Origin of the sequence: Pigmentiphaga litoralis (assembly GCF_014651835.1) — a bacterium.
GTDB lineage: Bacteria > Pseudomonadota > Gammaproteobacteria > Burkholderiales > Burkholderiaceae_B > Pigmentiphaga > Pigmentiphaga litoralis.
In genome coordinates, this window is the sequence record NZ_BMXQ01000001.1 from 3,115,503 (window position 1) to 3,137,166 (window position 21,664).

Sequence of the window (21,664 nt, forward strand, 5' to 3'; positions counted from 1 at the left end):
GTCGTCAGTCCGTTGACAGATGGTCGGGCCGCACTGCCACGGCGGGCGTGGTGCCGGCGGCGCGCTCGGGCGTGTTGGGCGGTGGCGACTCATGAAGGACAGGCGGCTTGGCCATGAGTTTGAGAATGTAGAGAATGCCCGCGCCAAAGACGGCGAAGTACACCAGCACGAAAGCCAGCAACGAGGCGGCAACCGCGGGCGCCGCCAGGGGTGAGGCAGAGTCCACGGTGCGCATCAGACCATGGATGGTCCAGGGTTGACGGCCCACTTCGGTGGTGACCCAGCCCGCCAGTACTGCCACCAGTCCGGAGGGACCCATCACCAGCGCGAAGCGGTGGAGCCATTTCCATTCATACAACCTGCCGCGCGCGCGGGCCCAAAGGCTGGCCCCCCCCAGGGCAGCCATTAGCAGCCCGAGGCCGACCATGACGCGAAACGCCCAAAAGACGATGCCAACGGGCGGCCGGTCAGCCTCTGGCACGGTATCCAGCCCGGCCAGCGGCGCATTCCTGTCGTGTTTGAGGATGAGCGAAGACGCTTTGGGTATCTGGATTGCGTAGTCGACCCGGTTTTCGGCGCTGTTCGGAATGCCGAAAAGGATCAGCGGCGCGCCGTCGGGGTGGCTCTGAAAGTGGCCTTCCATGGCCATGACCTTGACCGGCTGATGCTCGAGCGTGTTGATGCCATGCATGTCGCCGAGGATGATCTGCAGGGGTGCGAAGATGGCGGCCATCCACATGGCCATCGAGAACATCAGACGCGCGCGTGGATTGCTGCTGTCCTTCAGCAGGTGCCAGGCGCCCACGCCCCCAACGATGAAGGCTGTCGTCAAATAGGCCGCCGAGAGGGTGTGCGCCAATCGGTACGGAAAGCTCGGGTTGAAGATGATGGCCAGCCAGCTGCCTGCCGAAATGAACTGGCCTGCCGCGTTCATCGTGTATCCAGCGGGCGTGTGCATCCAGCTATTGACCGACAGGATCCAGAAGGTCGAGACGAACGTCCCTAGCGCCACCATCAGTGTGGCCGTGAAGTGCAAGCCTTTTCCGACGCGCTTCATCCCGAACAGCATCACCCCAAGAAACCCGGCTTCCAGGAAGAACGCTGTCAGCACCTCATAGGCCATCAGTGGCCCGATGATCGGTCCCGCCTTGTCGGAAAACACCGCCCAATTGGTGCCGAACTGGTAGGACATGACAATGCCCGAGACCACGCCCATGCCGAACACCAACGCAAAGATCTTGATCCAGTAGCGATACAGATCCATGTAGTGCTCGCGTCCCGTCCTCAACCACAGGCCTTCGAGCACCGCGAGATAACTGGCCAGGCCGATGGTGATGGCAGGAAAAAGGAAGTGGAAACTGATGGTGAACGCAAACTGCACACGGGCCAGCAGCAGTGCGTCGGGAAGCTCGAACATGGGGAAGCCTTGGTTGACGTCCTGAGTGAGGACGTTCGACGCAAAGCTTGACGCAGTGGACTGCCGGCGTCTGTGCGGCAAGCAACAGAGCTGCAAGCGCAACCGGTGGGAGGGAATGTGTTGCCGATGGAATGCAATTACCGCAGGATCGTTACGCTCGTGGCCTGGGTCACCCTTTCTGTACTGACTTACCGCCCCGTAGTCGCGCTGCATCCTGGTGCGGCGCCAGCCCAAACACACGGGCGTATTCACGACTGAACTGCGTGGCACTTTCGTACCCGACTTCGAACGCTGCTGCCGTCACGTTTCGCTTTCGTGTCACGATCAGCGTGCGCGCGCGCAGCAGGCGGATGCGCTTTTGATATTGCAGAGGACTAAGCGCCGTGACCGTCTTGAAATGCCGATGAAATGCGGAAACGCTCATGGCCGCGCGGTCGGCGAGTGCACCGATGCGCAGGGGCTGCGCGAAATCGCGACGTATCCACTGGATCGCCGCGCTCACGCGTGCCATGGCGCTGTCCGGAGTCGCGATATCGCGCAGCATCTGCCCATGGGGTCCACGCAGGACGCGGTAGATGATCTCACGTTCGTATAAGGGCGCCAGGGCGTCGATGTCCGCAGGGTGGTCCATCAGGCGCAGCAGACGCAGCCAAGCATCCATCAACTCCGGTGTGAGTTCGGCCACGCAGAAGCCCGGCCTTTCGGAGTCGCTGGACCGAGCTGTTTCAGGCAGGTCAGCGATGACCGTTGCAATCACTTCAGGCGTCAACGTCAGGGCAACCGCAAGATACGGCTCCCCCGAAGCCGCTGCCCTGACATTGCCCACGGCTGGCAAATCTACCGTCATCACGAAGTACGTGGCGGGATCGTAGTAAAGCGTCTGATCGCCGACCGTCATCGATTTGCTGCCTTGCAGGATCAGATTGACCATCGGGTCATAGACGGCAGCGAGCTCGTGTTCGGGAATCGCGCCCTGGACCATCGCCACACGCGGGATGCCCGTTGGCGTGCGTCCGTTGCCAGCCCTGCTCGCGAGGTGTCTGAGTTCATGCAGCTTGTCGTCCATGCCGACATCTGACCGCAAAGCACGGAGCGCGACAAGCAGAAAAGCAGGATCAGGCAAGTTTTGGGCAGGATCGTACGGGCTCGAAATGTGGCTGCCGCCTATCGTGGTCACCTATTCAGGCAACACGGAGCAAACATGAGCGTTATCGTCATCACCGGCGGCAGCCGAGGCATCGGAGCCAGTGCTGCCTTGCACTGCGCCCGTCGCGGAATGGGCGTCATCCTTACCTACAACGACAACCTCGCCGCGGCAGAAGGCGTTGTGCTACGTATCACGGAGGAAGGAGGCAAGGCAGTCGCACTGAAGCTGGATGTGAGCGCGCCAGCCACCTTTCCGGTATTTCGCGCTGACGTGGCGCGCGCGCTGATCGACACCTGGTCCCTTGGGGCTATCAGCGGTCTAGTCAATAACGCAGGCTTCGGACTGTACAACCCCATTTCCACTGTGACAGAGGACCAATTCGACCGTCTGATGAATGTGCATCTGAAAGGCCCCTTCTTTCTGACCCAGGCGTTGCTGCCGTTGATGACCGATGGCGCAAGCATCGTCAATTTGACCAGTGCGACGACACGTGTCGCAACCGCAGGTGTGGCACCGTATGCAGCATTGAAGGGCGGCCTCGAAGTGCTGACCCGATACATGGCCAAGGAGTTCGGATCACGGCGCATCCGCGCCAACGCCGTTTCCCCGGGCGCAATCCGTACAGAACTGGGCGGTGGACTGACCAGCGATTTTGAAGCGCTGCTTGCTTCCCAAACTGCGCTCGGCAAAGTTGGCGAGCCGGACGACGTCGGTCGTGTCATTGCCATGCTGCTCGCCGACGAAAGCCAATGGATAAACGCCCAGACCATCGAGGTCGCGGGCGGCTATGTCATCTGATCAAGGAGCTTCCGCCATGCTTGACCATATTTTCATATCTGTCCGCGACGTCGAACGTTCCATCAATTTCTACGATGCGACATTGCCCGCGGTCGGCATCACCGCAAGGCTTGACTACGACGGTAAGCAAGGCCCACCTGGGCATCCCGATCTAAAAGGATATGGCGCCGATGGCCGGGTTTTCTTCTGGCTGCGCAATGGCCTGGTTGACAGTCGGTCGGTACATGTCGGTTTCGTTGCGCACAGCAAGGAAGAGGTCGATACCGCCTATGCGGTGGCTATGTCGCACGGTGCCACGGATAACGGGGCGCCAGGCGCTAGGTTGCACTACGACCCAAACTACTACGCGGCCAATGTCTTGGACCCGGATGGATACAGCCTGGAATTCGTCTACAAGAATTGGCAGCACGCATCATGAGCAGGCTTCTGATCTATGGCGCGACCGGCTATGTGGGCCGCCTTACGGCGTCTTTGCTGCGACCATTGCAGGCGCCAGGATCATCGATCACTGACCGGATCACGAGACGGCGGCTCGCCAGGCCGCTTGTCATGCTGCACCTGGAACGTATCACCAGGGCTGGCGGCCGTGACTGCCAAAAAAGCCGCCAGTCGGCCCATCTGCCCCAATCAGCGCCATCTTTATGGCGGTTGCCGCGCCTTCGGCAGGCGTCAAGAACCCGGTATTCGCGTTGAGGTCGGTTCGGACATGCCCAGGTTCGACTGCGTTGACCTTGATGCCGAGCGCTTCCAGTTCTCTTGCAAAGCAGACTGCCACGGCGTTCAAGGCAACTTTCGAAGCGGTGTAGCCGATCATGTTCACACTCGAATAAATCGACGTTGGATCGTTGATCAACGTCAGCGAACCCAGCCCGCTACTCATCATCACCACGCGAGCGTCGCCCGATGCCTTGAGGAGCGGCAACACTGCTTGAGTGACGCGAACGGGGCCGAATACGTTGACCTCAAAAACCGCCTTCATGTCAGCCATTACCGCTTGGCTCGGAGGCGTCGCGGCGTCCAGAATGATGCCTGCGTTGTTGATGAGCACGTCCAGTGAATCGATCTCAGACGCAAGGATCGCGCTGGCTCGCTGCACACTTGCGTCGTCCGCGACGTCCATCTCCAGCAACCTCACGTCGAGCCCATCGTTTCTCAAGCGTTCGACTGACTGCGCACCCCGGGTCGCGTCACGAGCGGCCATCCAGACGGACAAGCCCGCTTCAGCGAGCCCCTTGGCGATGGCCAGTCCGATCCCCTTGTTTGCGCCGGTGACAAGGGCCTGCTTTTTTGTCGTCATGACTTCGCGCTCCGCGAAACGACTTCTTCGTTCGACCCTTTGACGTGATCGCTGAGGTCACCAACCAGATGCAGGGTCAGCACACGTCGGGTAAAGCGCCATTGGCCTTCCTGCCGCTCGAATTCATCGAGATACTTGCCCGTGCAGATAGGCTGCAATCGTAGGCCGTCTGTTTGTTGATGCACCGTGTAATAGCTCGCGGAGGTCGCTTTGTCGCCGCTTGGAGCAATGTCTACAAGGACATTGGCCAAGGTGTGCCAGGTCCGCGGCGTCGCGTCTGCATGAACTTGGAGACCCATCTCGAGGAAATCCCTGACGCCGTCGCGGCCGGAAACAACGTTGCCCAGAACATCCATTTCAGCGTGCTGAAACAGCTCAGCCACTCCGTCGAAGTCGCCGCCATCGAGACGATGGGTGTACGTGGATAGAAGGCGTTGAATCGCACTTTCCGCGGTGAGGCGCTCAACGTGGTCGAGGCTGGTGCGTATATCGGTCATAGGTGTCGCTCCTGAGGCGCAAGAAGTTATATAGCAATCGCTATAATCATCATTGCACGCGGATCGGCGCACCGCAACACTTATATAGCGGTCGATACATTCCAGGTCGGAAGCGGCTTTAGAGGGAGCCGCCTAAGTGGAGACCAATTCAGGTGCACCACGCAAGGCAACCTGACCAAGCTACCTAGGTCGGCTGCTAGCCTTGAACTCGGCACTCAGCGCCCGACCTGCCACCTTGGCGCACTCGACCAGTTTGGCTTGCGAGTACCCCAGGCACGCGTAAGACGAGATTCCACGCAGCGTTAGCAGTACATAGTCGGCAATTCGCTCCGCATCAGCGCCTGAGACAAACTGCTCGATATAGGCCCGGATAGCGTCACTGCCTTTTGCCGCCAACGCGGTCGCAATGCCGGCCGCTTCCGCGTCATCGGCCCGCATGGCCTCGGTCACCATGCAGCCGCGCCGTACCGGGTCTTGCGTGTAGTGCTGGGCCGCCGCCACGAACAACCGGGTCAGCACCGCAGGGGGCGTTCCCTTGTCCGAGAGCAATTGCTCCAGCGGCAGCGAGTTGCGTGTGGCGTACTTGATCAGGGCGCGTTCAAAGAGCGCGAGCTTGCTCCCGTACGCCGCATAAAGGCTTGGCGGCACGATGTCCATGGCCTGCGTCAACTCGGCCACTCCGACTGCGTCATAGCCCCGCGTGTGGAACAAGGCCTCAGCAACATCGACTCCCCACTCGCGATCGAACGCAGGCTTGCGCTGGCGCGCAGGGGTCTTCACAGGAGCAGGTTGGCGGGTCATGACGGGCAAGGCACGAAAAATGGATTCTGGAAAGCTAACGGTCGCTACATAGTACTTGCATTAGCGCCATGTGCTCCATATAGTGACTGCTAATATAGCGATCGCTATATATGAATAGGGAAATTCGACATGTCTTTTTTTGAGAACAAGATCGCCTTGGTCACTGGCGGATCGTCCGGAATCGGTTTCGGCATTGCACGACACTTGGCTGACCAGGGTGCTCGAGTCATCATCACCGGGCGCGATATCGCAAAACTCGACAAAGCGGTACAGGCCCTAGGGCCCAACGCATCCGGTAGGGTCGTCGACTTCACGAAAACCCAGGACATCGACACGCTGTACCAAACAGTTCAGCGCGACGCGGGGCGGCTCGACCTGGTTGTGGCGAACGCAGGCGCTGGCACCATCCTCTCGTTAGGCAAAATCACCGAGCAGCAAGTCGACCAGACGCTGGGCGCGAATGTCAAAGGCGTCATCTTCACGGTCCAAGGCGCGCTGCCGCTCATGGCTTCCGGCGGCGCCATTGTGATTATCGGATCGACAGCCTCGTTCAATCCGCCAGCCGGCATGAGTGTCTACGGCGCGTCGAAAGCCGCAGTACGCGCCTTGGTACGCGCCTGGATCCAGGAAATCAAAGGCAGCGGCGTCCGCATAAATGTTGTGAGTCCGGGCCCGGTTCGCACAGAAGGTCTCGACAACTTCTTCCCGCCCGACCAAGCCGACGCGGCCTTCGCATCGTTAGCCGAACAAAGCACGGTCGGTCGGATCGGCGTGCCACAAGACATCGCACACACTGTTGCCTTCCTGGCGAGCGATGCCGCTGCATATATCAATGGCGTCGAGCTGTTCGTGGACGGCGGCGCTTCACAGATCTGAGCTTAGAAAGCGCGAGCGCCCTCTGGTGCGCTTCGCGTTAGGCAGGCTCCTGGCATACCACTTCTACATTGACGCCATCAGGATCCAGTACGTAGGCCGCGTAATAGTCCGCGTGATAGCGCGGCCGGATCCCGGGTGGACCGTTGTCTATGCCTCCGGCGCTCAGCGCTGCCGAGTGGAAGGCGTCGACTACCGCTCGCTTTTTTGTGGCGAATGCAATATGGGTTCCAGAGCCTGGCCTTTCCTTATCGTGGATCCACAGCCGCGGATACCCGTCCTTTCCAAAACCGTGACGGGTGCTACCTGCCCGCGTACGCTCGGGTCCAACGGTAATCAGGCGAACGATATCCAGGGGTGCGAGCGCCCGTTCGTAAAAGCTTCGAGAGGCTTCAATGTCCCGCACAGCAAATTCAACGTGATCAAGAAAAGTCATGGGTTTCGCCTTTCAGGGGGTATGGAGCAACGTCTCGAAGCCTTGGCCCGCCAGCTTTGCTACGGAAACGAGTCGAGGCTTGGATAAGCCGGCGCGTGCAGCGGCAGACAGCCCTTGCAGCATCGTGACCACAAAGTCGGCAAGTTCTCGCGCCCGGGTCGGATGCGTTTGGGCAATGTAATTCTCAATAAAAGCTGCGGCAGCCTTGCCGTGCGCAGTGGCCAGTGCCCGTGCCTGAGGATCGTCAGCGCGCATTCCTTCGGTTGCCAGGCAACCGCGCTTCGTCGCCGACTTTGTGTATAGCAACGCTGCATTCAGCAGCAATTCATTGATAGCCTCAGGCACCTGGCGATCTGGCGTCAGGATCTTGTCCGCAGGCAGGTTGGCTTCTTCTACATAAGCTGCCAAGCAATGCCCGAACAAGCCAGCTTTACTGCCGTAGGCGGCATAAAGACTTGGTGGATTGATGCCGAGGGCACGAGTGATCTCCGCGACGCCGACAGAGTCATAGCCGCGCTCATGGAACAGGTCTTTTGCAATCGCTATCCCTGCATCGCGGTCGAAGGCGCGCCGAGACGGGCGGGCCGAGAATTTCCCGACGCTTTTTGACGTCAAGGTTGATGGCTTCTTATCCACGGCGATATCTCTCAATGTGACTCGGCTGTCAGCGATGAACAACTATAAAGACAAGTGAGGCTCGTGCAATTCACTCTTGCTTTAGCGATCACTATAACTTACTGTAGCGATCACTACAACACGAGGTGTCTAATGTCTACATTGAATGGGAAAATTGCAGTTGTCACCGGTGGCGGAAGCGGAATAGGGCTTGCCATTGCGAAGCGGCTGGCCAACGAGGGAGCGCACGTCGTGATCACGGGAAGGCGGCAAGGCGTGCTGGACGAGGCTGTGGCGGTGCTTGGCGACGCTGCTACAGCGGTCGTTGCAGACGTGAGTCAATCGTCGAGTCTGGACGCGTTATATGCAAGCGTGCAGCGTCGCTTTGGGCGAGTTGACGTGCTCGTTGTCAACGCGGGGGGTGGGGTTCATGCTCCGCTAGGCCAAATTACCGAGGCACAGATCGACCAACAGTTCGCGACCAATGTGAAAGGTGTCGTCTTAACCATCCAGGGAGCACTGAGCCTGCTGACGCCCGGTTCGAGCGTGGTGATCATTGGTTCAAGTGCGTCCATTGATCCAGGGCCGACTATGAGCATCTATGGCGGTACGAAAGCAGCGGTACGCAACATGATGCGCAGCTGGATAACCGAACTCAAGGGATCAGGCATCCGCATCAACATGTTGAGCCCCGGCCCAACGAACACCGAGTCCCTGCGCGCGGCCTTCGGAGACAAAGCGGAGGAGGGTTTAGCCTTCCTACACGCAAAAAGTCCGCTGGCACGGATCGGCGAGCCAGACGAGATCGCCTCGGTGGCTGCGTTTCTAGCCGGCGATGCGTCGAGCTACGTCAACGGTGTCGAACTATTTGCCGATGGCGGCGCTTCCCAGGCTTAACAGAACAACGACGGACGACGGCGTCTGCCTGCCAGACGACGGACGACGGCGTCTGCCTGCCAAGCTTGTATGGTGCTCCACATGCAAACAACCAAGGCGTTATCACCAGGCAGCGCCCAATTGCGGTCTCGCTCGATCAGGTCCTGTTTTTGTTCGCTACTGCTTGCGTGACTAGCTCGTGCTGCCGTTCCTTAGGTTTTCGTAATCTAAAATGCCTGCAAATAGCCGACAGGACTCACGCTTAATCCAAGAATACCTCGAAGTCCGCTGCTGATACCGGTCGGCTCAGGACATACCCCTGATAAAGATCGCAGCCGAGGCTTTCGACACAAGCAAGCTGCTCAGACGTTTCGACGCCTTCCGCCAGCGTCTTCAATCCAAGCGACCGGGCGATCCCGATAATGGCATTAACCATCTTTGCGGACGCGACGTTCGCTGGCAGGTCTTCGATAAACGAGCGGTCCACTTTCAGTGTGGAAATCGGAAACTGGTGCAGATAGCGAAGGTTGGAGTAGCCGGTGCCAAAATCATCGACGGAAATACTCACACCTATGTCGCGCACCGCCTCCAGGCTGCGGGCAACGCTGACAACGTCAGCAGCAAGCGATGCTTCGGTCAGTTCGAGCTCCAGGTGCCGGCCGGGAACGCCGTAATGCTCCAGGCACCGCTGTATGAAAGCCGCCAGTGATGGATCCATCACGTGTCGCGCCGAAATGTTCACCGCCAGCCGGAAGTCCGGAGAAAGTCTAGGGAGCCACAGACCTAATTGACGGCACGCAGCATCGACCACCCATTCGCCAATACGCAGGATATGGCTGAACTCTTCGGCGATAGGGATGAAAGCGCATGGCATGATCAAACCGCGGGCAGGATGCATCCACCGGATCAACGCCTCGCCTCCTACTATGCGCCTGTCGGGCAGCGACACTTGCGGCTGAAACACCAGAAAGAACTCACCGTGTTCCAAAGCCGTGGACAGCTCGCGCAGCAGCGTAAGCTTGTGCACGGCGCGTGCGGCGATGTCACCGTGATAGGCGCGGAACGTAAACTTACCGGCTGCCTTTGCCTCGTACATCGCGGTCTCGGCATGGCGCAGCAGGTCTTCCACACTTGCGCCGGCGTCTGGGTAACAGGCCACGCCAGCACTGGCTCCGAGCGACAGGTCCGTGTCGGAGACGCGCATCGGCTGTGCAATGCACGCGAGCAGGTCCTCGGTCAACGCGCACGCCTTCCGGACGTCCGCACACCGCCACAGGACTGCAAACTCGTCGCCATTCATATGTGCGAGCAAGTGCTCTGATCCACAAAAGGCCTGCAAACGTCGGGCGACGTTTTGGAGCACGTCGTTACCTGCCCCGTGTCCGAGCATATCGTTCACTTCCTTGAATTCGTCAAGGTCGAAAAACGCAATGGCGCAAAAGGCGCAGCGGTTGCCAACAGCAGGTGTAATGACTTGCGCAACTTTCGTCAAAAAAGCTGCTCGGTTGGGCAGGCCAGTGAGGCGGTCATGCTCGGCCTCGTACCGCCTGCGGCTTTCGCGAGTCTGTCGCTCGGTGACGTCCTGAAAGAGTACGGTCAGCCCATTGTCGGTAGGGTAGATGCGGGCTTCGAACCACTTGTCGAGCGGCGCGTAATACTCCGTGTGGACGCCCTGTGAGCCTGATGCGACCGCTTGCCGGTAAGAACGGCCAAATCCGCTGTCGCTTAGCTCGGGGAACGAGTCCCAGACACTGAATCCCTGAAGCTGTTCACGCTGCCTGCCTAAGAGTCTTTCCGCCTGCCCGTTCACGAAGGTGAAGCGCCAATGCGCGTCGAGGGAGAAGAAGGCGTCGCTGATGCTTTCGACAAGGGCACGTGTGCGCGAATGCTCGACCTCGAGTGCTTTCTTGACGGCTTCGCGAGCAGATACGTCTTCGATGGATCCCAAGAAGTGGGTAAGGATGCCGCTTTCATCACGGATCGGCGTGAGCGAAAGTTCGTTGAAAAACGGAGCGCCGTCTTTTCGACAGTTAAGCAAAAGCACTTTGATGCCTGTGCCAGCGGCCAGGGCGGCGCGCAATGACAGCAACCCCGGTTGGTCGCTCCCGCCGCTCTGCAGAAAGCGGCAATTTCTCCCGACCACCTCTGCACTGGTATAGCCGGTAATGACTTCGAAGGCGCGGTTGACGAAGACGACCGGATTGTCGATGCGCCGCGCGTCGGTGACCACCACACCCCTGACGTTATCTTCGACAAATCGGTCTAGCAACGCCAATTGCTGGGCGGCTGAGACATCTGGAAGCTGCACCTTGTTTCCTCTTGGCTGCGGGCCGCGCACCAGGCTGAGCGCTTCAGTGAGATACGCGCGGCTCGTTCTTCGACTCGCTATAAAAATCGATTCGAAGACTAATCGATGAGGAAAAATACGACGGTCGCATATGTCACAGGCAATACTATTCAAGGCAGCCTTAACTGCCGTTAAATGCGCTGCGCTCGGCAAGCGTTAACATCATCGCATTCGCGGGCTGGCGCACTGCCATTAATGTGTAACGAAGCCCTAAAAAGACATGCGCCTGTCGGTATATTACGGCCTTAAGCCAAGCACTCCTTTGCCGAGAAAAGAGATCGTTTCCAAATACCATTAGCCCCGCGTGCCAATGACTAAATCGATCTCGAGGTACGTCGCAAGACCGCATTATATTTAGAATCTAGTGGACGGCGAGTTCGTCCATTTGAAAGTCATGGCTGGATTGGCGTCCGGGGACGCCTGCCGCGCTTCTGTTTGTACATATTTCGATCTGCCGCAGTTAGTAATTCCTGGACGATTGCATGGCAGGACGGTTCAAACTCGACGGAACCAAAACTAAACGCCAACGTGGGGCCGGATTGCGTCGCATCATTGTATTGGTCAATGGCAGTCTGCAAACGGGCAAGAGGTGCCGCTATCGTCCCCGGCTCACCGGCCGCGACCATAACGACAAATTCGTCGCCGCCTAGACGTCCGAGCACATCTGACTCGCGGAATGCATCGAGCAGCATGCCCGCGAAGCGGATCAACGCACGGTCTCCCTCGGCGTGGCCAAACGTGTCATTAATCTGCTTGAATTGGTCGAGGTCGAAGAACGGCAACGTTGCGCGCTTATTAAACCGCGTGCAAACACTGATCACGTGCTGCGCCAGGGCCTGAATCGGGCAGGCCTGCCCGTGCGCGCATCTGGTAAACCCTGGATCGGCCGCTAGACCGGCTCCCATCCGTCGTTGCAAAACAGCTGTTGCTTTGCGCACACCAAATAAAACTACTCCCTAGGCTTAATCCTGCTTAAATGGGTCATCGGCGTTCCTGTAATTGATGAAAACCTCCAAGGACGTTCATTCATCAAAATTCCCTGACTCCGGTGAATTACTGTTGCGTGAATCAGCAATATTGCCAAATTCCCATTCGGGAATGCGGCCGTAAAACTCGGAATACCCCGAGTCCACACGCCTTAACTGGCCGGAAAATATTATGAAAGCGAATTTCAGAATTGCTGCGATCAAGCTCGCACTGTCATCGGTTTTCCTGCTTGGTGCGCCGCTGACGGCCGTGAATGCCTACGCGGCAGACGCCACCAGTAGCATGGCAGTGGGCGCGACAGTCGCCAACACATGCGCGATTTCGACCGCGCCAATTGCCTTTGGAGCCTATGACGCTGTGACCAAGGCCGAGATCAACACGACGGGCAGCGTCACGGTGACATGCACGCTGGGCGCCGCCACGGTGGTGAAACTTAACCAAGGTCTTAATCCGACTGGCCCATCGACAGACGCTGTACCGGTACGGCAGATGATCAGCGGCGCAAACTTGCTGCCTTATTCTTTGTCTACTGAAGCGACCATGGCAACGGTCTGGGAGAATTTGACTGGCGTCGCGCATACCGGTACCGGCACGGCCACCATTTTGACTGTCTACGGACGGATCGCAGCTGATCAGAACGTGCCTGCTGGCACCTATGCCGACACAGTGGTCGCTACAGTGACGTTCTGATGTGTTTGCGTGCCTTAATGTGGGGTGCTGTAATGGCGGCCCTGTACGTGAGTGGCACGGCGGTGGCTGGATCCTTCTCAGTGGATCCAGTCCGCCTGACGCTGACAGCCAGCGCGCCCATCGTCGCACTGGTGATTCGCAACAGCAGTGACGCGCCTGCGCTGATACAACTGGAGCCGACCAGTTGGACGCAGCAGGACGGTGTCGATCGTTACGAACCCACCCGCGACCTGATCGCCACGCCTCCCATCTTCACGCTGCCACCGCACGGCACGCAGATTGTGCGGCTCGGTCTGCGCCGCGCGCCTGACCCCCGCATCGAGCTGACCTACCGTCTTTATCTTGTCGAAGTCCCGCCCCCACCACCGCCGGACTTTGTCGGCATGCGCGTTGCCCTGCGGCTCGGCGTACCGATTTTCGTGACGCCAGCGGCGCCGAGTGCGCAAGCCTTGCAGTGGCAACTTATTAAAAGGCCCGACGGAAAGCTTGTAATAGCTGCCCGGAACCACAGCGCGTTGCACGACCGCATCCAGTCCATTTCGCTGTCAACAAGCGACGGCGCTCCTGTGTCCGGGCAGGCCATCGCAGACGATGTGCACGCGGGTCAAGAGCGCCAGTGGCCAGTCCACGGCAATGGCATCCCTGTGTCCGGTACCCAGTTGCGGCTCTCTGCGACCACTGAGCGTGGGGTTGCAGGCGCCGATGTCGTTGTGCCCTAGCCCGCGAAGCCGGCCGCAGGTCGCGTACTTTTCCGGGCTGTTCGCCGCACTGCTTTCGCACCTGTCGCTGGCTGGTGCTCCGGCACCCGACGCAGCACGCCTTGCAGAGAGCTTTCTGGCAGTGCGTGTCAATGGTGAGATGATGCCCGTTACGCTCTTGTTGCAGGAGCCGGACGGACGGGTGATGGCCCGGACGTCAGATCTGCTGCGCTGGCGCTTTGTGCTGCCCCAGGGCACCACCGTCACGCACGAGGGTGACAGCTTTCTATCACTCGACGCGATTGCCGGCGTCCGGTGGCGTATCGAGCCGGACACGCAAACACTCGCCATCGACACGGTGGCAAGCAACTTCCTTCCGACCGTCATGTCAGTGGATGCCGCGCGCACGGCACCACCGCCGCCAGTAGGCGGGTTTTTCAACTACGACCTGTCGACGCAGTCGATCAACCACCAGACGTTTTACGGGGGGTTGTTCGAAGCGGTGGCTTTCAGTCCCTGGGGATCCCTGGCGGCCACCGCCGTAGCGCGCAGTGGCGTGACCAGCGACATAGACGGACGTACGGGCAACAACTTCACGCGCCTGAACACGACCTGGACGCTGGATCGTCCCGGCGAGGCGGCTACGTGGCGCATTGGCGACACGATCAGCCAAGCGGGCAGTTGGGGGCGGCCTGTGCGCATTGGTGGCATCCAGTACGCCACCAATTTCACGACGCGGCCAGGATTTATCACCTTCCCGATGCCCGGCTTTGCCGGCGAAGCGGCACTGCCCTCTACGGTGGACATCTATGTCAACGATGCACTGCGCATGCGCCGCGATGTGCTGGCAGGCCCCTTCAGCATTCCCCAGTTACCTGCCTTGACAGGCATGGGTGAGGCGCGGGTCGTGGTGAGGGACCTGCTGGGCCGCCAACAGACCCTGGTGACGCCGTTCTATGCCAGCACTCAGTTGCTGCGGCAGGGACTGCGTGACTTTTCTTATGAAATCGGAGCGATTCGCTCGAACTACGGAACCTTGAGTGCGGACTACGGGCGACTTGCAGCAGTCGGCACCGAGCGCCGAGGCTTGAGTGACACCCTGACGGGCGAGTTGCACGGGGAAGTGACGCAAGACCGCCAGGCGGCAGGAGTTGGCGCCGCCTGGCTGTGGCCATCGGCAGGGGTGTTCACGGCCTCCCTCGCGACCAGTCGGGGTCGCCAAGGAGTGGGTGGGCTCGCCTCGGCCGGGTTTCAACGCCAGACCCGACAGCTGAGTTTTGGAGGCAGCGTCACAATGACCAGCGGCAATTACACCGCACTGGGCCTGCCGACCGATCCGAGCGTGCCCAAGAAGCTTGCACAAGCCTTTGCCAGCTACGCCACCCCGAACTACGGGGCGGTTGCACTGAACTATATCCAGCAGGATTTTCGCGAGCGCAGCGGTGTTCAACTCGTCAGCGCGAGCTGGGGTCTTGCCATCGGCCGCGTCGGGTACCTGTCGCTCGCTGTGCAGCGTGAGCTTCGTGGGGACCAGACTCGGGTCGGGTTGACATTCAGCCGCGCCCTGGATGCCAGGACGAGCATGAGCGCCAGCGCAAGTACCAACACCCGAGGCGACAACCGGAATGTGCAGGCCCAGGTGCAGCGTAACCTTCCGGTAGGAAGTGGCGTCGGGTACCGGTTGATGACGGCCGGCGGAGACGTCGCACGCACAGAAGGCGCAGTCATGATGCAAAGCGACTATGGAACCTACGAGGTCGGCGCCTCGACCTATGGTGGTGACATGGCTTACCGCGCCGGTATGGCCGGCGGCTTTGCGATGATTGGCACTGATGCGTTTGCAAGCCGGACTATCCGCGAGAGTTTTTCTGTAGTGAAGGTTCCCGGCTATTCCGACGTGCGCGTCTATGCCGCCAATCAGTTAGTCGGTCGCACTAATTCCAGCGGGGCAGCCATGGTGCCGAGACTGCTTCCCTATCAAGCCAATTCAATCCGCATCGAGCAGGCAGACCTGCCGCTCGATGCCACGGTCGACACCTTGGCATTCGATGTCGTGCCGACTTATCGAAGCGGTGTCCTGGCCCAGTTTCCGGTTCGCCGCTCGCGCGGTGGCCTGGTGACGGTACTGCTCGACGACGGCGGCCCGCTTCCTTCCGGCGCCGTCGCCCGGTTGGCCGGAAACGAGCAGGAATTCCCAGCGGCACAGCAGGGCGAAATCTATCTGACCCAACTTTCCAGGGAAAACACGATGGAAGTCAGCTGGCTTCAGCAACGCTGCACGATCAAGGTGGTTTTTCCTGAGACAACCGATCCGCTGCCGCACCTTGGCACTTTCTTCTGCCACGGGGTCAATCGATGAAACGCATCACCTGCCGCTGGTTGCACGGTACCGCGGTCTTGGTAGGGTTGCTCGGCGCTGGCGCACCCAGTGATGCGGCGCAGTGCACAGCGTCTGCCTCCAGCATAGCCTTTGGCGCCTATGACCCGTTTAGCGCAGTACCCCTGGACAGCAACGGCAGCGTGCAAATTACCTGCGACGTAGTGACCAGCTACATGATTGCTCTCAATGCAGGCGCGAGCAGCAGCTTGGACCGCGCGATGGTCTTTGGGGCATACCGGCTGAACTACAACCTCTATACCGAAGCCACGCGCACCGTCGTCTGGGGGGACGGCAGCGGGGGAAGCGCAAGCGTCAGCGGCTCGGGAACCGCTGTAACGTTTCCGGTGTACGGTCGAATTCCCGCTCGGCAGAATGTGCACGCCGGCAGCTATGCAGACACGTTGATCGTGACTGTCACTTACTAAGACCAACCCGTTTCAAAGCCGCAGAGCCAACCAAGCCATTGCGCTTGGGGCAGTACCACTACAACGCTCGTGCAATCTTACGCAAGGCGGCGTGAAAGTGCTTCATCGAAGCAGAGCAGCAACGACAACCCCGCCATAGGAAGTGGTGCCAGCAATCAATGGTGGCTTGTGCTCGTGCACGCATTCGCTCTGTTGCTGGACTTACGCTCATTCGGGAATCAACTCGTCTGCTACAACTTTAGCCCCGTAAAGGGCGCTGGCCGATCGCGTACGTCGCTGCTCAAAAGTATCGCGAGCGCGCCAGTCTCGTCGATGCCTTCGAGCGAACCCGCACCATATGTTGTCGGAAGCTCTGGCGGACCGCCTAATCGTCAATGCCTAGCTGTACGTCGTGCAGTGTCGTCCGTACTGCTGAACGCAAATGGCGCTTTGTCCAGAAGCCGGCCGCATGCAATGAAAGGCCAGCGACCAGGGCGCTCGCCGAAGGGGAAGCGGTTGAAGACGCATGCGTATCGTCAGGCAAGCGCTTGCGTCAGCATGCAAGTCTTGCGCTATTACTGCCCAGACGAACGAAGGGCCAGTCCAATGGACTGGCCCTTCGTCGTACATCAATGATTCTGGATGGTGCCGGCTATAGGAGTCGAACCCATGACCTTCGCATTACAAGTGCGCTGCTCTACCAACTGAGCTAAGCCGGCAACAAGGTCAGCATTATAGCCACGAAAATGCGGACCTCTGGAGCAGACGCCTTATTTAATTACCGTCAGGCGTGGACGACCCTTGTCCGGTGTGGGCGGCGATGGCGGATCGGTGTCGTCGTCGGACTCCGAACCCGTTGCGTCGTCGTCCAGCGCGGGCACGGCCGCCAGAGCCGGACGGGCGCCATGGTCGGACGATGCCTCGCCGTCGGCTGCGTTGGATGTGCTGTCGTCATCCACCGCGCCAGCCAGCCCGACCGGCCGCTTGGCGGCGGGCGGTGTGGCTTCGAAGGCCATGCCATGGCCGGTTTCGCGCGCATAGATGGCGGTGACGGCGTCAACCGGCACCGAGATCTGGCGTGCGACGCCGCCGAAGCGCGCCTGGAATTCGATGTACTCGTTGCCGAGATCGAGCTTGCTGGTCGCAAGACGGCCGACGTTCAGCACGATCTCGCCATCCTTGACGTGCTCTCGCGGCACGGTGACACGTTCGTCGACCGTGACCGCAAGGAACGGGGTGTAGCCGTTATCGGTACACCACTCGTGCAGCGCGCGGATGAGATAAGGCTTGGTGGAGGTTTCGCTCATACGTGTCTGCCAGCTATCTGGACGTGCCGAATCAACGGCGCATCACCTTCTCGGACGGCGTCAACGCTTCGATGTAGGCCGGGCGCGAGAAAATCCGCTCGGCGTACTTCTGCAGCGGCGCCGCGTTCTTCGGCAGTTCAATGCCGTAATGGTCCAGGCGCCACAGCAGGGGCGCGATGGCCACGTCGAGCATCGAGAATTCGTCGCCCAGCATGAACTTGTTCTTCAGGAACATGGGCGCCAGTTGCGCCAGACGGTCGCGGATCTGCAGGCGAGCCTGGTCCAGCGCCTTTTCGTCGCTCTTGGACTCACGCGATTCCAGCGTGGTCACGTGCACGAACAGTTCCTTTTCGAAATTGAACAGGAACAGACGCGCGCGGGCGCGCATGACGGGGTCGGCGGGCATTAGCTGCGGATGCGGAAAACGCTCGTCGATGTACTCGTTGATGATGTTGGATTCGTAAAGCACCAGGTCGCGTTCGACCAGGATCGGCACCTGGCCATACGGATTCATCACAGAGATGTCTTCAGGCTTGTTGTAGAGATCGACGTCGCGGATCTCGAAATCCATGCCTTTTTCGAACAGCACAAAGCGGCAGCGCTGGGAAAACGGACACGTGGTTCCGGAGTAAAGCACCATCATGGCAGGGTCCCCGTGAGATGTTAAAGATAGAAGCGTGAAAGGCCAGCGGCCGCATTGCGGACGCTGGCCCCGGAAATGTAGCCTGAAATGCTACTTGATGTCTTTCCAGTACACCGAGTTCAGTCGCCAGGCGATGATCGTGAACACGGCAAGGAAGAGCAGAACCCAGACGCCAAGGCGGGTGCGCTGCTGGGCCGCGGGTTCGGACATCCAGGTCATGAAGGCGACCAGGTCGGCCACCTGATTGTCGAAGGCCGCGGCCTGGACCGGGTTCTTCGGAACGATACGGCTGACCGAACTTTCGTGCCCATGATAGTTCGGGACGGGCTCCCGAGTCACGGTCGGAACGCCATTCTCGTCATGGACGGTGGTGATGCGCTCCCAGCCGTGCTCGCCTTCGGCGGCGTGCATGGCCACGGTGGTGACCGTGTGCGGACCCTGTTCCTGCCACAGCACATGCGGCATGGCCACGCTGGGGAAGACCAGGTTGTTCCAGCCGGTGGCCTGGGCCTGGTCGCGGTAGAAAGTGCGCAGGTACGTATAGATGTAGTCGGAACCGCTGGGGCCGGCGTTGACCGACTTGGCGCGGGCGATCACCGACAGGTCGGGCGGCGCGGCGCCGAACCAGGTCTTGGCGTCTTTTGGCGTCATGGCGACTGTCATCAGGTCGCCGACCTTTTCGCCTGTGAACAGCAGGTTCTTGGCAATCTGCTCGTCGGTCAGGCCGATGTCGCGCAGGCGGTTATAGCGCATGGACGACGCGGAATGACAGTTCAGACAGTTGTTCACGAACAGTTTCGCGCCGTTCTGCAAAGCCGACAGGTCGTTGCTGCGGAAAGGCGCGGTATCCAGTGGGAACCCGCCTTCAGCGGCATAGGCCCCCGAGCAGGTCAGCATCAGGATCAGGGCACCGAGAAGCTTCTTCATCTTGATATCCGTAATGGCATGCCGGTCCGGGGCGTTGGCGCCCGGACCCGGTCGAAATCTTCAGTGGGCGGCAAACGTCACGCGGTCAGGTACCGGTTTGAATGTACCCAGGCGGCTCCAGATCGGCATGAGCAGGAAGAACGCCAGGTAGATCAAGGTACCGATCTGCGACATGAGGTTGAAGACGTCGTTTGGTGCTTGCGTGCCGAGATAGCCCAGGATCAGGAAGTTGATCATGAACACGGCGTACAGCGCCTTGTGCCAGCCCGGACGGTAGCGGATCGAGCGCACCGGCGAGTGGTCCAGCCACGGCAGGAAGAACAGGATCACAACCGCGCCGCCCATCATCACCACGCCGAAGAACTTGGCGTCGAACACCTGCAGCAGGACGGCCAGGACCAGCAACACCACCGTGATCGCCAGCTTCAGCTTGAAGTTGAAGCGGCCCTTGACGAAGATCGCCGCGGCGGCCAGCACGGCCAGGACGGTCAGCACCATGGCGAAGTCGGACGTGACGGCACGCAGCATGGAATAGAACGGCGTGAAGTACCAGACCGGGGCAATGTGCGGCGGCGTCTTGAGCGCATCGGCCGGGATGAAGTTGTTGTACTCGAGGAAGTAGCCGCCCATTTCCGGCGCGAAGAACACGATCGCGCTGAAGATCATCAGGAAGACGCCAACGCCGAACAGGTCATGCACCGAGTAGTAGGGATGGAACGGGATGCCGTCGAGCGGAATGCCGTTTTCGTCCTTGTGCTTCTTGATGTCGATGCCGTCGGGGTTGTTCGAACCCACTTCGTGGAGCGCAACGATGTGCGCCACGACCAGGCCCAGCAGCACCAGCGGCACGGCAATGACGTGGAACGAGAAGAAGCGGTTCAGGGTCGCGTCGGACACGACGTAGTCGCCGCGGATCAGCAGGGCAAGGTCAGGGCCGATGAAGGGAATCGCGGCGAACAGGTTCACGATCACCTGGGCGCCCCAATACGACATCTGGCCCCAGGGCAGCAGGTAGCCCATGAAGGCCTCGGCCATCAGACAGAGGAAGATCGCGACGCCGAATACCCAGACCAGTTCGCGCGGCTTGCGGTACGACCCGTAGAACAGGCCGCGCAGCATGTGCAGGTACACCACGACAAAGAACATGGATGCGCCGGTGGAATGCATGTAGCGGACGAGCCAGCCCCACGGCACTTCGCGCATGATGTATTCGACCGACTGGAACGCGCGTTCCGCATCGGGCTTGTAGTGCATGACCAGGAAAATCCCGGTCACGATCTGGATCACCAGGACCAGCAGCGCCAGCGAACCGAAGAAATACCAGAAGTTGAAGTTCTTCGGTGCGTAGTACTCGGACAGGTGCGCTTTCCAGGTCGAGGTGAGCGGAAAGCGGGCGTCGACCCAACCTACGATGCCTGTTGTTTCGACATTCTTCTCGCCAGCCATGACGTGCTGCTCCTTTTGCTCGGCGGTTTACCGGACCCCTGCTGCGCACATGGCGCACCTGACGGGATCCGGCATTCACTAACGTGTGTGTACTGTTTCAGTAACGCGGGCGGACCCGCGCCGTATCGAACAACCCGAGGAACAGCGTCAGGCTTTGGTCTTGGCATCGACACCCACGATGATGCGGGAATCGGACAGGAACTCGTAGGGGGGAATCGTCAGGTTGTCTGGCGATGGCTTGTTCTTGTATACCCGGCCGGCCATGTCAAACGTGGAACCGTGGCAGGGGCACAGGAAGCCGCCCTTCCAGTCGGCCGGCAGGCTGGGCTGCGGGCCTTCGGCAAAGCGTGTGGAGGGCGAGCAACCCAGGTGCGGACAGATGCCGACCGCAACCAGATATTCCGGCTTGATGGACCGGTATTCGTTCCGGGCGTATTCAGGCGTGATTTCGGCTGGATTGCGTTCGGACTTGGGGTCGGCCACCAGCGGGTCGGTCGTTTTGAGCGAGGCCAGCTGTTCCGGCGTGCGGCGCACGATCCAGACCGGCTTGCCGCGCCATTCAACCGTGCGCATTTCGCCCGGCTTCAGGTCGCCGACGTCGACCTCGACCGGCGCGCCGGCAGCTTTGGCGCGCTCGGACGGCGCGAACGTGCTGACGAAGGGGACGGCGACACCGACTGCAGCGGCGCCACCGACGGCACAGGTGGTGCCAACCCAGAAGCGGCGTTCGGCATCCATCACATTGTCCTGACTCATTGAACGACCCTCAGATCCTTAACCCGCGGCATTTACCGCCCGCAGTACTAGATTCGTGCATTCCTGCACGCCCAGGCTGGGACACTGTCCGGTACAACCGTCTCCGTCAGTCACCCGTCACCCGCATGCGCGCGTGTCATGCGCTGTTGTGCTTTCCATTGCCCGCCTGCAATCATGCAAACCGGGCAATGACTCATTGCGATGGTGCTAGTGCGGTGTTCTGTTAAGCGTGTTTTTGCGTGCGGTCTTGCGTATGTTCTTGCGTGCGTTTTTTGTAGCTATTCTGTCTCGTGCCGTGCAGTGGTTGAGCGCCGCTTGCAAC

Annotated in this window: 22 protein-coding genes and 1 tRNA gene; 8 read left to right on the forward strand and 15 right to left on the reverse strand. The window is 60.0% G+C overall.

Annotated features, from left to right (window positions below; all coding sequences use genetic code 11):
- Positions 1-4: 4 nt before the first annotated feature.
- Both IE116_RS14120 and IE116_RS14125 read right to left on the reverse strand, forming a co-directional pair.
- Positions 5-1,417 (reverse strand): cytochrome ubiquinol oxidase subunit I, encoded by a 1,413-nt coding sequence (locus IE116_RS14120; protein ID WP_189613389.1) that lies wholly within the window; start codon positions 1,415-1,417, stop codon positions 5-7.
- Between the two features lie 169 nt (positions 1,418-1,586).
- Positions 1,587-2,483: an AraC family transcriptional regulator gene (locus IE116_RS14125; protein ID WP_189613391.1), complete on the reverse strand. Its 897-nt coding sequence runs from the start codon at positions 2,481-2,483 to the stop codon at positions 1,587-1,589.
- Positions 2,484-2,618: 135 nt separating this feature from the next.
- Here IE116_RS14125 and IE116_RS14130 point away from each other — a divergent pair, with 135 nt between their 5' ends.
- Entirely contained in the window at positions 2,619-3,362 is a 744-nt protein-coding gene (locus tag IE116_RS14130) for an SDR family NAD(P)-dependent oxidoreductase (protein WP_189613392.1), read from the forward strand.
- 16 nt (positions 3,363-3,378) lie between these two features.
- A complete protein-coding gene (locus tag IE116_RS14135; protein ID WP_189613394.1) occupies positions 3,379-3,780 on the forward strand; it encodes a VOC family protein in 402 nt (133 codons plus the stop codon).
- A 150-nt stretch (positions 3,781-3,930) separates the two neighbouring features.
- Here IE116_RS14135 and IE116_RS14140 read toward each other — a convergent pair whose 3' ends face one another.
- The 3 genes from IE116_RS14140 to IE116_RS14150 all read right to left on the reverse strand — a co-directional run bounded on the left by IE116_RS14140 (position 3,931) and on the right by IE116_RS14150 (position 5,957).
- On the reverse strand, positions 3,931-4,659 hold the full coding sequence (locus tag IE116_RS14140) for an SDR family oxidoreductase (RefSeq protein ID WP_189613396.1): 729 nt from the start codon (positions 4,657-4,659) through the stop codon (positions 3,931-3,933).
- Positions 4,656-5,156, reverse strand: coding sequence for a nuclear transport factor 2 family protein (locus IE116_RS14145; RefSeq protein ID WP_229828171.1), 501 nt, complete (start codon positions 5,154-5,156; stop codon positions 4,656-4,658). The genes IE116_RS14140 and IE116_RS14145 overlap by 4 nt, the downstream gene beginning before the upstream one ends.
- Before the next feature lie 180 nt (positions 5,157-5,336).
- Complete coding sequence (locus tag IE116_RS14150) at positions 5,337-5,957, reverse strand: TetR/AcrR family transcriptional regulator (RefSeq protein WP_189613399.1); 621 nt, start codon at positions 5,955-5,957, stop codon at positions 5,337-5,339.
- 129 nt (positions 5,958-6,086) lie between these two features.
- Here IE116_RS14150 and IE116_RS14155 point away from each other — a divergent pair, with 129 nt between their 5' ends.
- Positions 6,087-6,833, forward strand: a complete 747-nt coding sequence (locus tag IE116_RS14155; protein ID WP_189613402.1) for an SDR family NAD(P)-dependent oxidoreductase — start codon at positions 6,087-6,089, stop codon at positions 6,831-6,833.
- Between the two features lie 37 nt (positions 6,834-6,870).
- Here IE116_RS14155 and IE116_RS14160 read toward each other — a convergent pair whose 3' ends face one another.
- Entirely contained in the window at positions 6,871-7,266 is a 396-nt protein-coding gene (locus tag IE116_RS14160; RefSeq protein WP_189613404.1) for a VOC family protein, read from the reverse strand.
- 12 nt (positions 7,267-7,278) lie between these two features.
- Positions 7,279-7,902 (reverse strand): TetR/AcrR family transcriptional regulator, encoded by a 624-nt coding sequence (locus IE116_RS14165; protein WP_229828172.1) that lies wholly within the window; start codon positions 7,900-7,902, stop codon positions 7,279-7,281.
- A 132-nt stretch (positions 7,903-8,034) separates the two neighbouring features.
- On the opposite strand from IE116_RS14165, the gene IE116_RS14170 reads away from it, so the two are divergent.
- Entirely contained in the window at positions 8,035-8,778 is a 744-nt protein-coding gene (locus IE116_RS14170; RefSeq protein WP_189613406.1) for an SDR family NAD(P)-dependent oxidoreductase, read from the forward strand.
- A 241-nt stretch (positions 8,779-9,019) separates the two neighbouring features.
- Here the strand turns inward: IE116_RS14170 and IE116_RS14180 are convergent, their stop codons facing one another.
- The gene (locus IE116_RS14180; protein WP_189613409.1) at positions 9,020-11,065 is read right to left on the reverse strand and encodes a GGDEF domain-containing phosphodiesterase; all 2,046 of its coding nucleotides are present in this window, start codon (positions 11,063-11,065) and stop codon (positions 9,020-9,022) included.
- A 431-nt stretch (positions 11,066-11,496) separates the two neighbouring features.
- Positions 11,497-12,042, reverse strand: a complete 546-nt coding sequence (locus tag IE116_RS14185) for a GGDEF domain-containing protein (protein ID WP_189613411.1) — start codon at positions 12,040-12,042, stop codon at positions 11,497-11,499.
- Between the two features lie 220 nt (positions 12,043-12,262).
- On the opposite strand from IE116_RS14185, the gene IE116_RS14190 reads away from it, so the two are divergent.
- Genes IE116_RS14190 through IE116_RS14205 form a run of 4 tightly spaced genes read left to right on the forward strand, consistent with a single transcriptional unit; the run spans position 12,263 to position 16,284 of the window.
- Positions 12,263-12,781 (forward strand): Csu type fimbrial protein, encoded by a 519-nt coding sequence (locus IE116_RS14190; protein WP_189613413.1) that lies wholly within the window; start codon positions 12,263-12,265, stop codon positions 12,779-12,781.
- 32 nt (positions 12,782-12,813) lie between these two features.
- Entirely contained in the window at positions 12,814-13,500 is a 687-nt protein-coding gene (locus IE116_RS14195) for a fimbrial biogenesis chaperone (protein ID WP_189613415.1), read from the forward strand.
- Entirely contained in the window at positions 13,484-15,838 is a 2,355-nt protein-coding gene (locus IE116_RS14200) for a fimbria/pilus outer membrane usher protein (protein ID WP_189613417.1), read from the forward strand. The genes IE116_RS14195 and IE116_RS14200 overlap by 17 nt, the downstream gene beginning before the upstream one ends.
- Positions 15,835-16,284 (forward strand): Csu type fimbrial protein, encoded by a 450-nt coding sequence (locus IE116_RS14205; protein WP_189613419.1) that lies wholly within the window; start codon positions 15,835-15,837, stop codon positions 16,282-16,284. Before IE116_RS14200 ends, IE116_RS14205 begins: the two co-directional genes overlap by 4 nt.
- A 622-nt stretch (positions 16,285-16,906) precedes the next feature.
- Here the strand turns inward: IE116_RS14205 and IE116_RS14210 are convergent.
- The 6 genes from IE116_RS14210 to petA all read right to left on the reverse strand — a co-directional run bounded on the left by IE116_RS14210 (position 16,907) and on the right by petA (position 21,342).
- A tRNA-Thr gene (locus IE116_RS14210) sits at positions 16,907-16,982 on the reverse strand.
- A 51-nt stretch (positions 16,983-17,033) separates the two neighbouring features.
- Positions 17,034-17,570: a ClpXP protease specificity-enhancing factor gene (locus IE116_RS14215; protein WP_189613422.1), complete on the reverse strand. Its 537-nt coding sequence runs from the start codon at positions 17,568-17,570 to the stop codon at positions 17,034-17,036.
- Between the two features lie 31 nt (positions 17,571-17,601).
- Positions 17,602-18,213 (reverse strand): glutathione S-transferase N-terminal domain-containing protein, encoded by a 612-nt coding sequence (locus IE116_RS14220; protein ID WP_179583902.1) that lies wholly within the window; start codon positions 18,211-18,213, stop codon positions 17,602-17,604.
- Positions 18,214-18,303: 90 nt separating this feature from the next.
- Positions 18,304-19,140 (reverse strand): cytochrome c1, encoded by an 837-nt coding sequence (locus IE116_RS14225; RefSeq protein ID WP_189613424.1) that lies wholly within the window; start codon positions 19,138-19,140, stop codon positions 18,304-18,306.
- Between the two features lie 60 nt (positions 19,141-19,200).
- Positions 19,201-20,586 (reverse strand): cytochrome b, encoded by a 1,386-nt coding sequence (locus IE116_RS14230; protein ID WP_189613425.1) that lies wholly within the window; start codon positions 20,584-20,586, stop codon positions 19,201-19,203.
- A 147-nt stretch (positions 20,587-20,733) separates the two neighbouring features.
- Positions 20,734-21,342 (reverse strand): ubiquinol-cytochrome c reductase iron-sulfur subunit, encoded by a 609-nt coding sequence (petA, locus tag IE116_RS14235; RefSeq protein WP_189613427.1) that lies wholly within the window; start codon positions 21,340-21,342, stop codon positions 20,734-20,736.
- Positions 21,343-21,664: the final 322 nt, after the last annotated feature.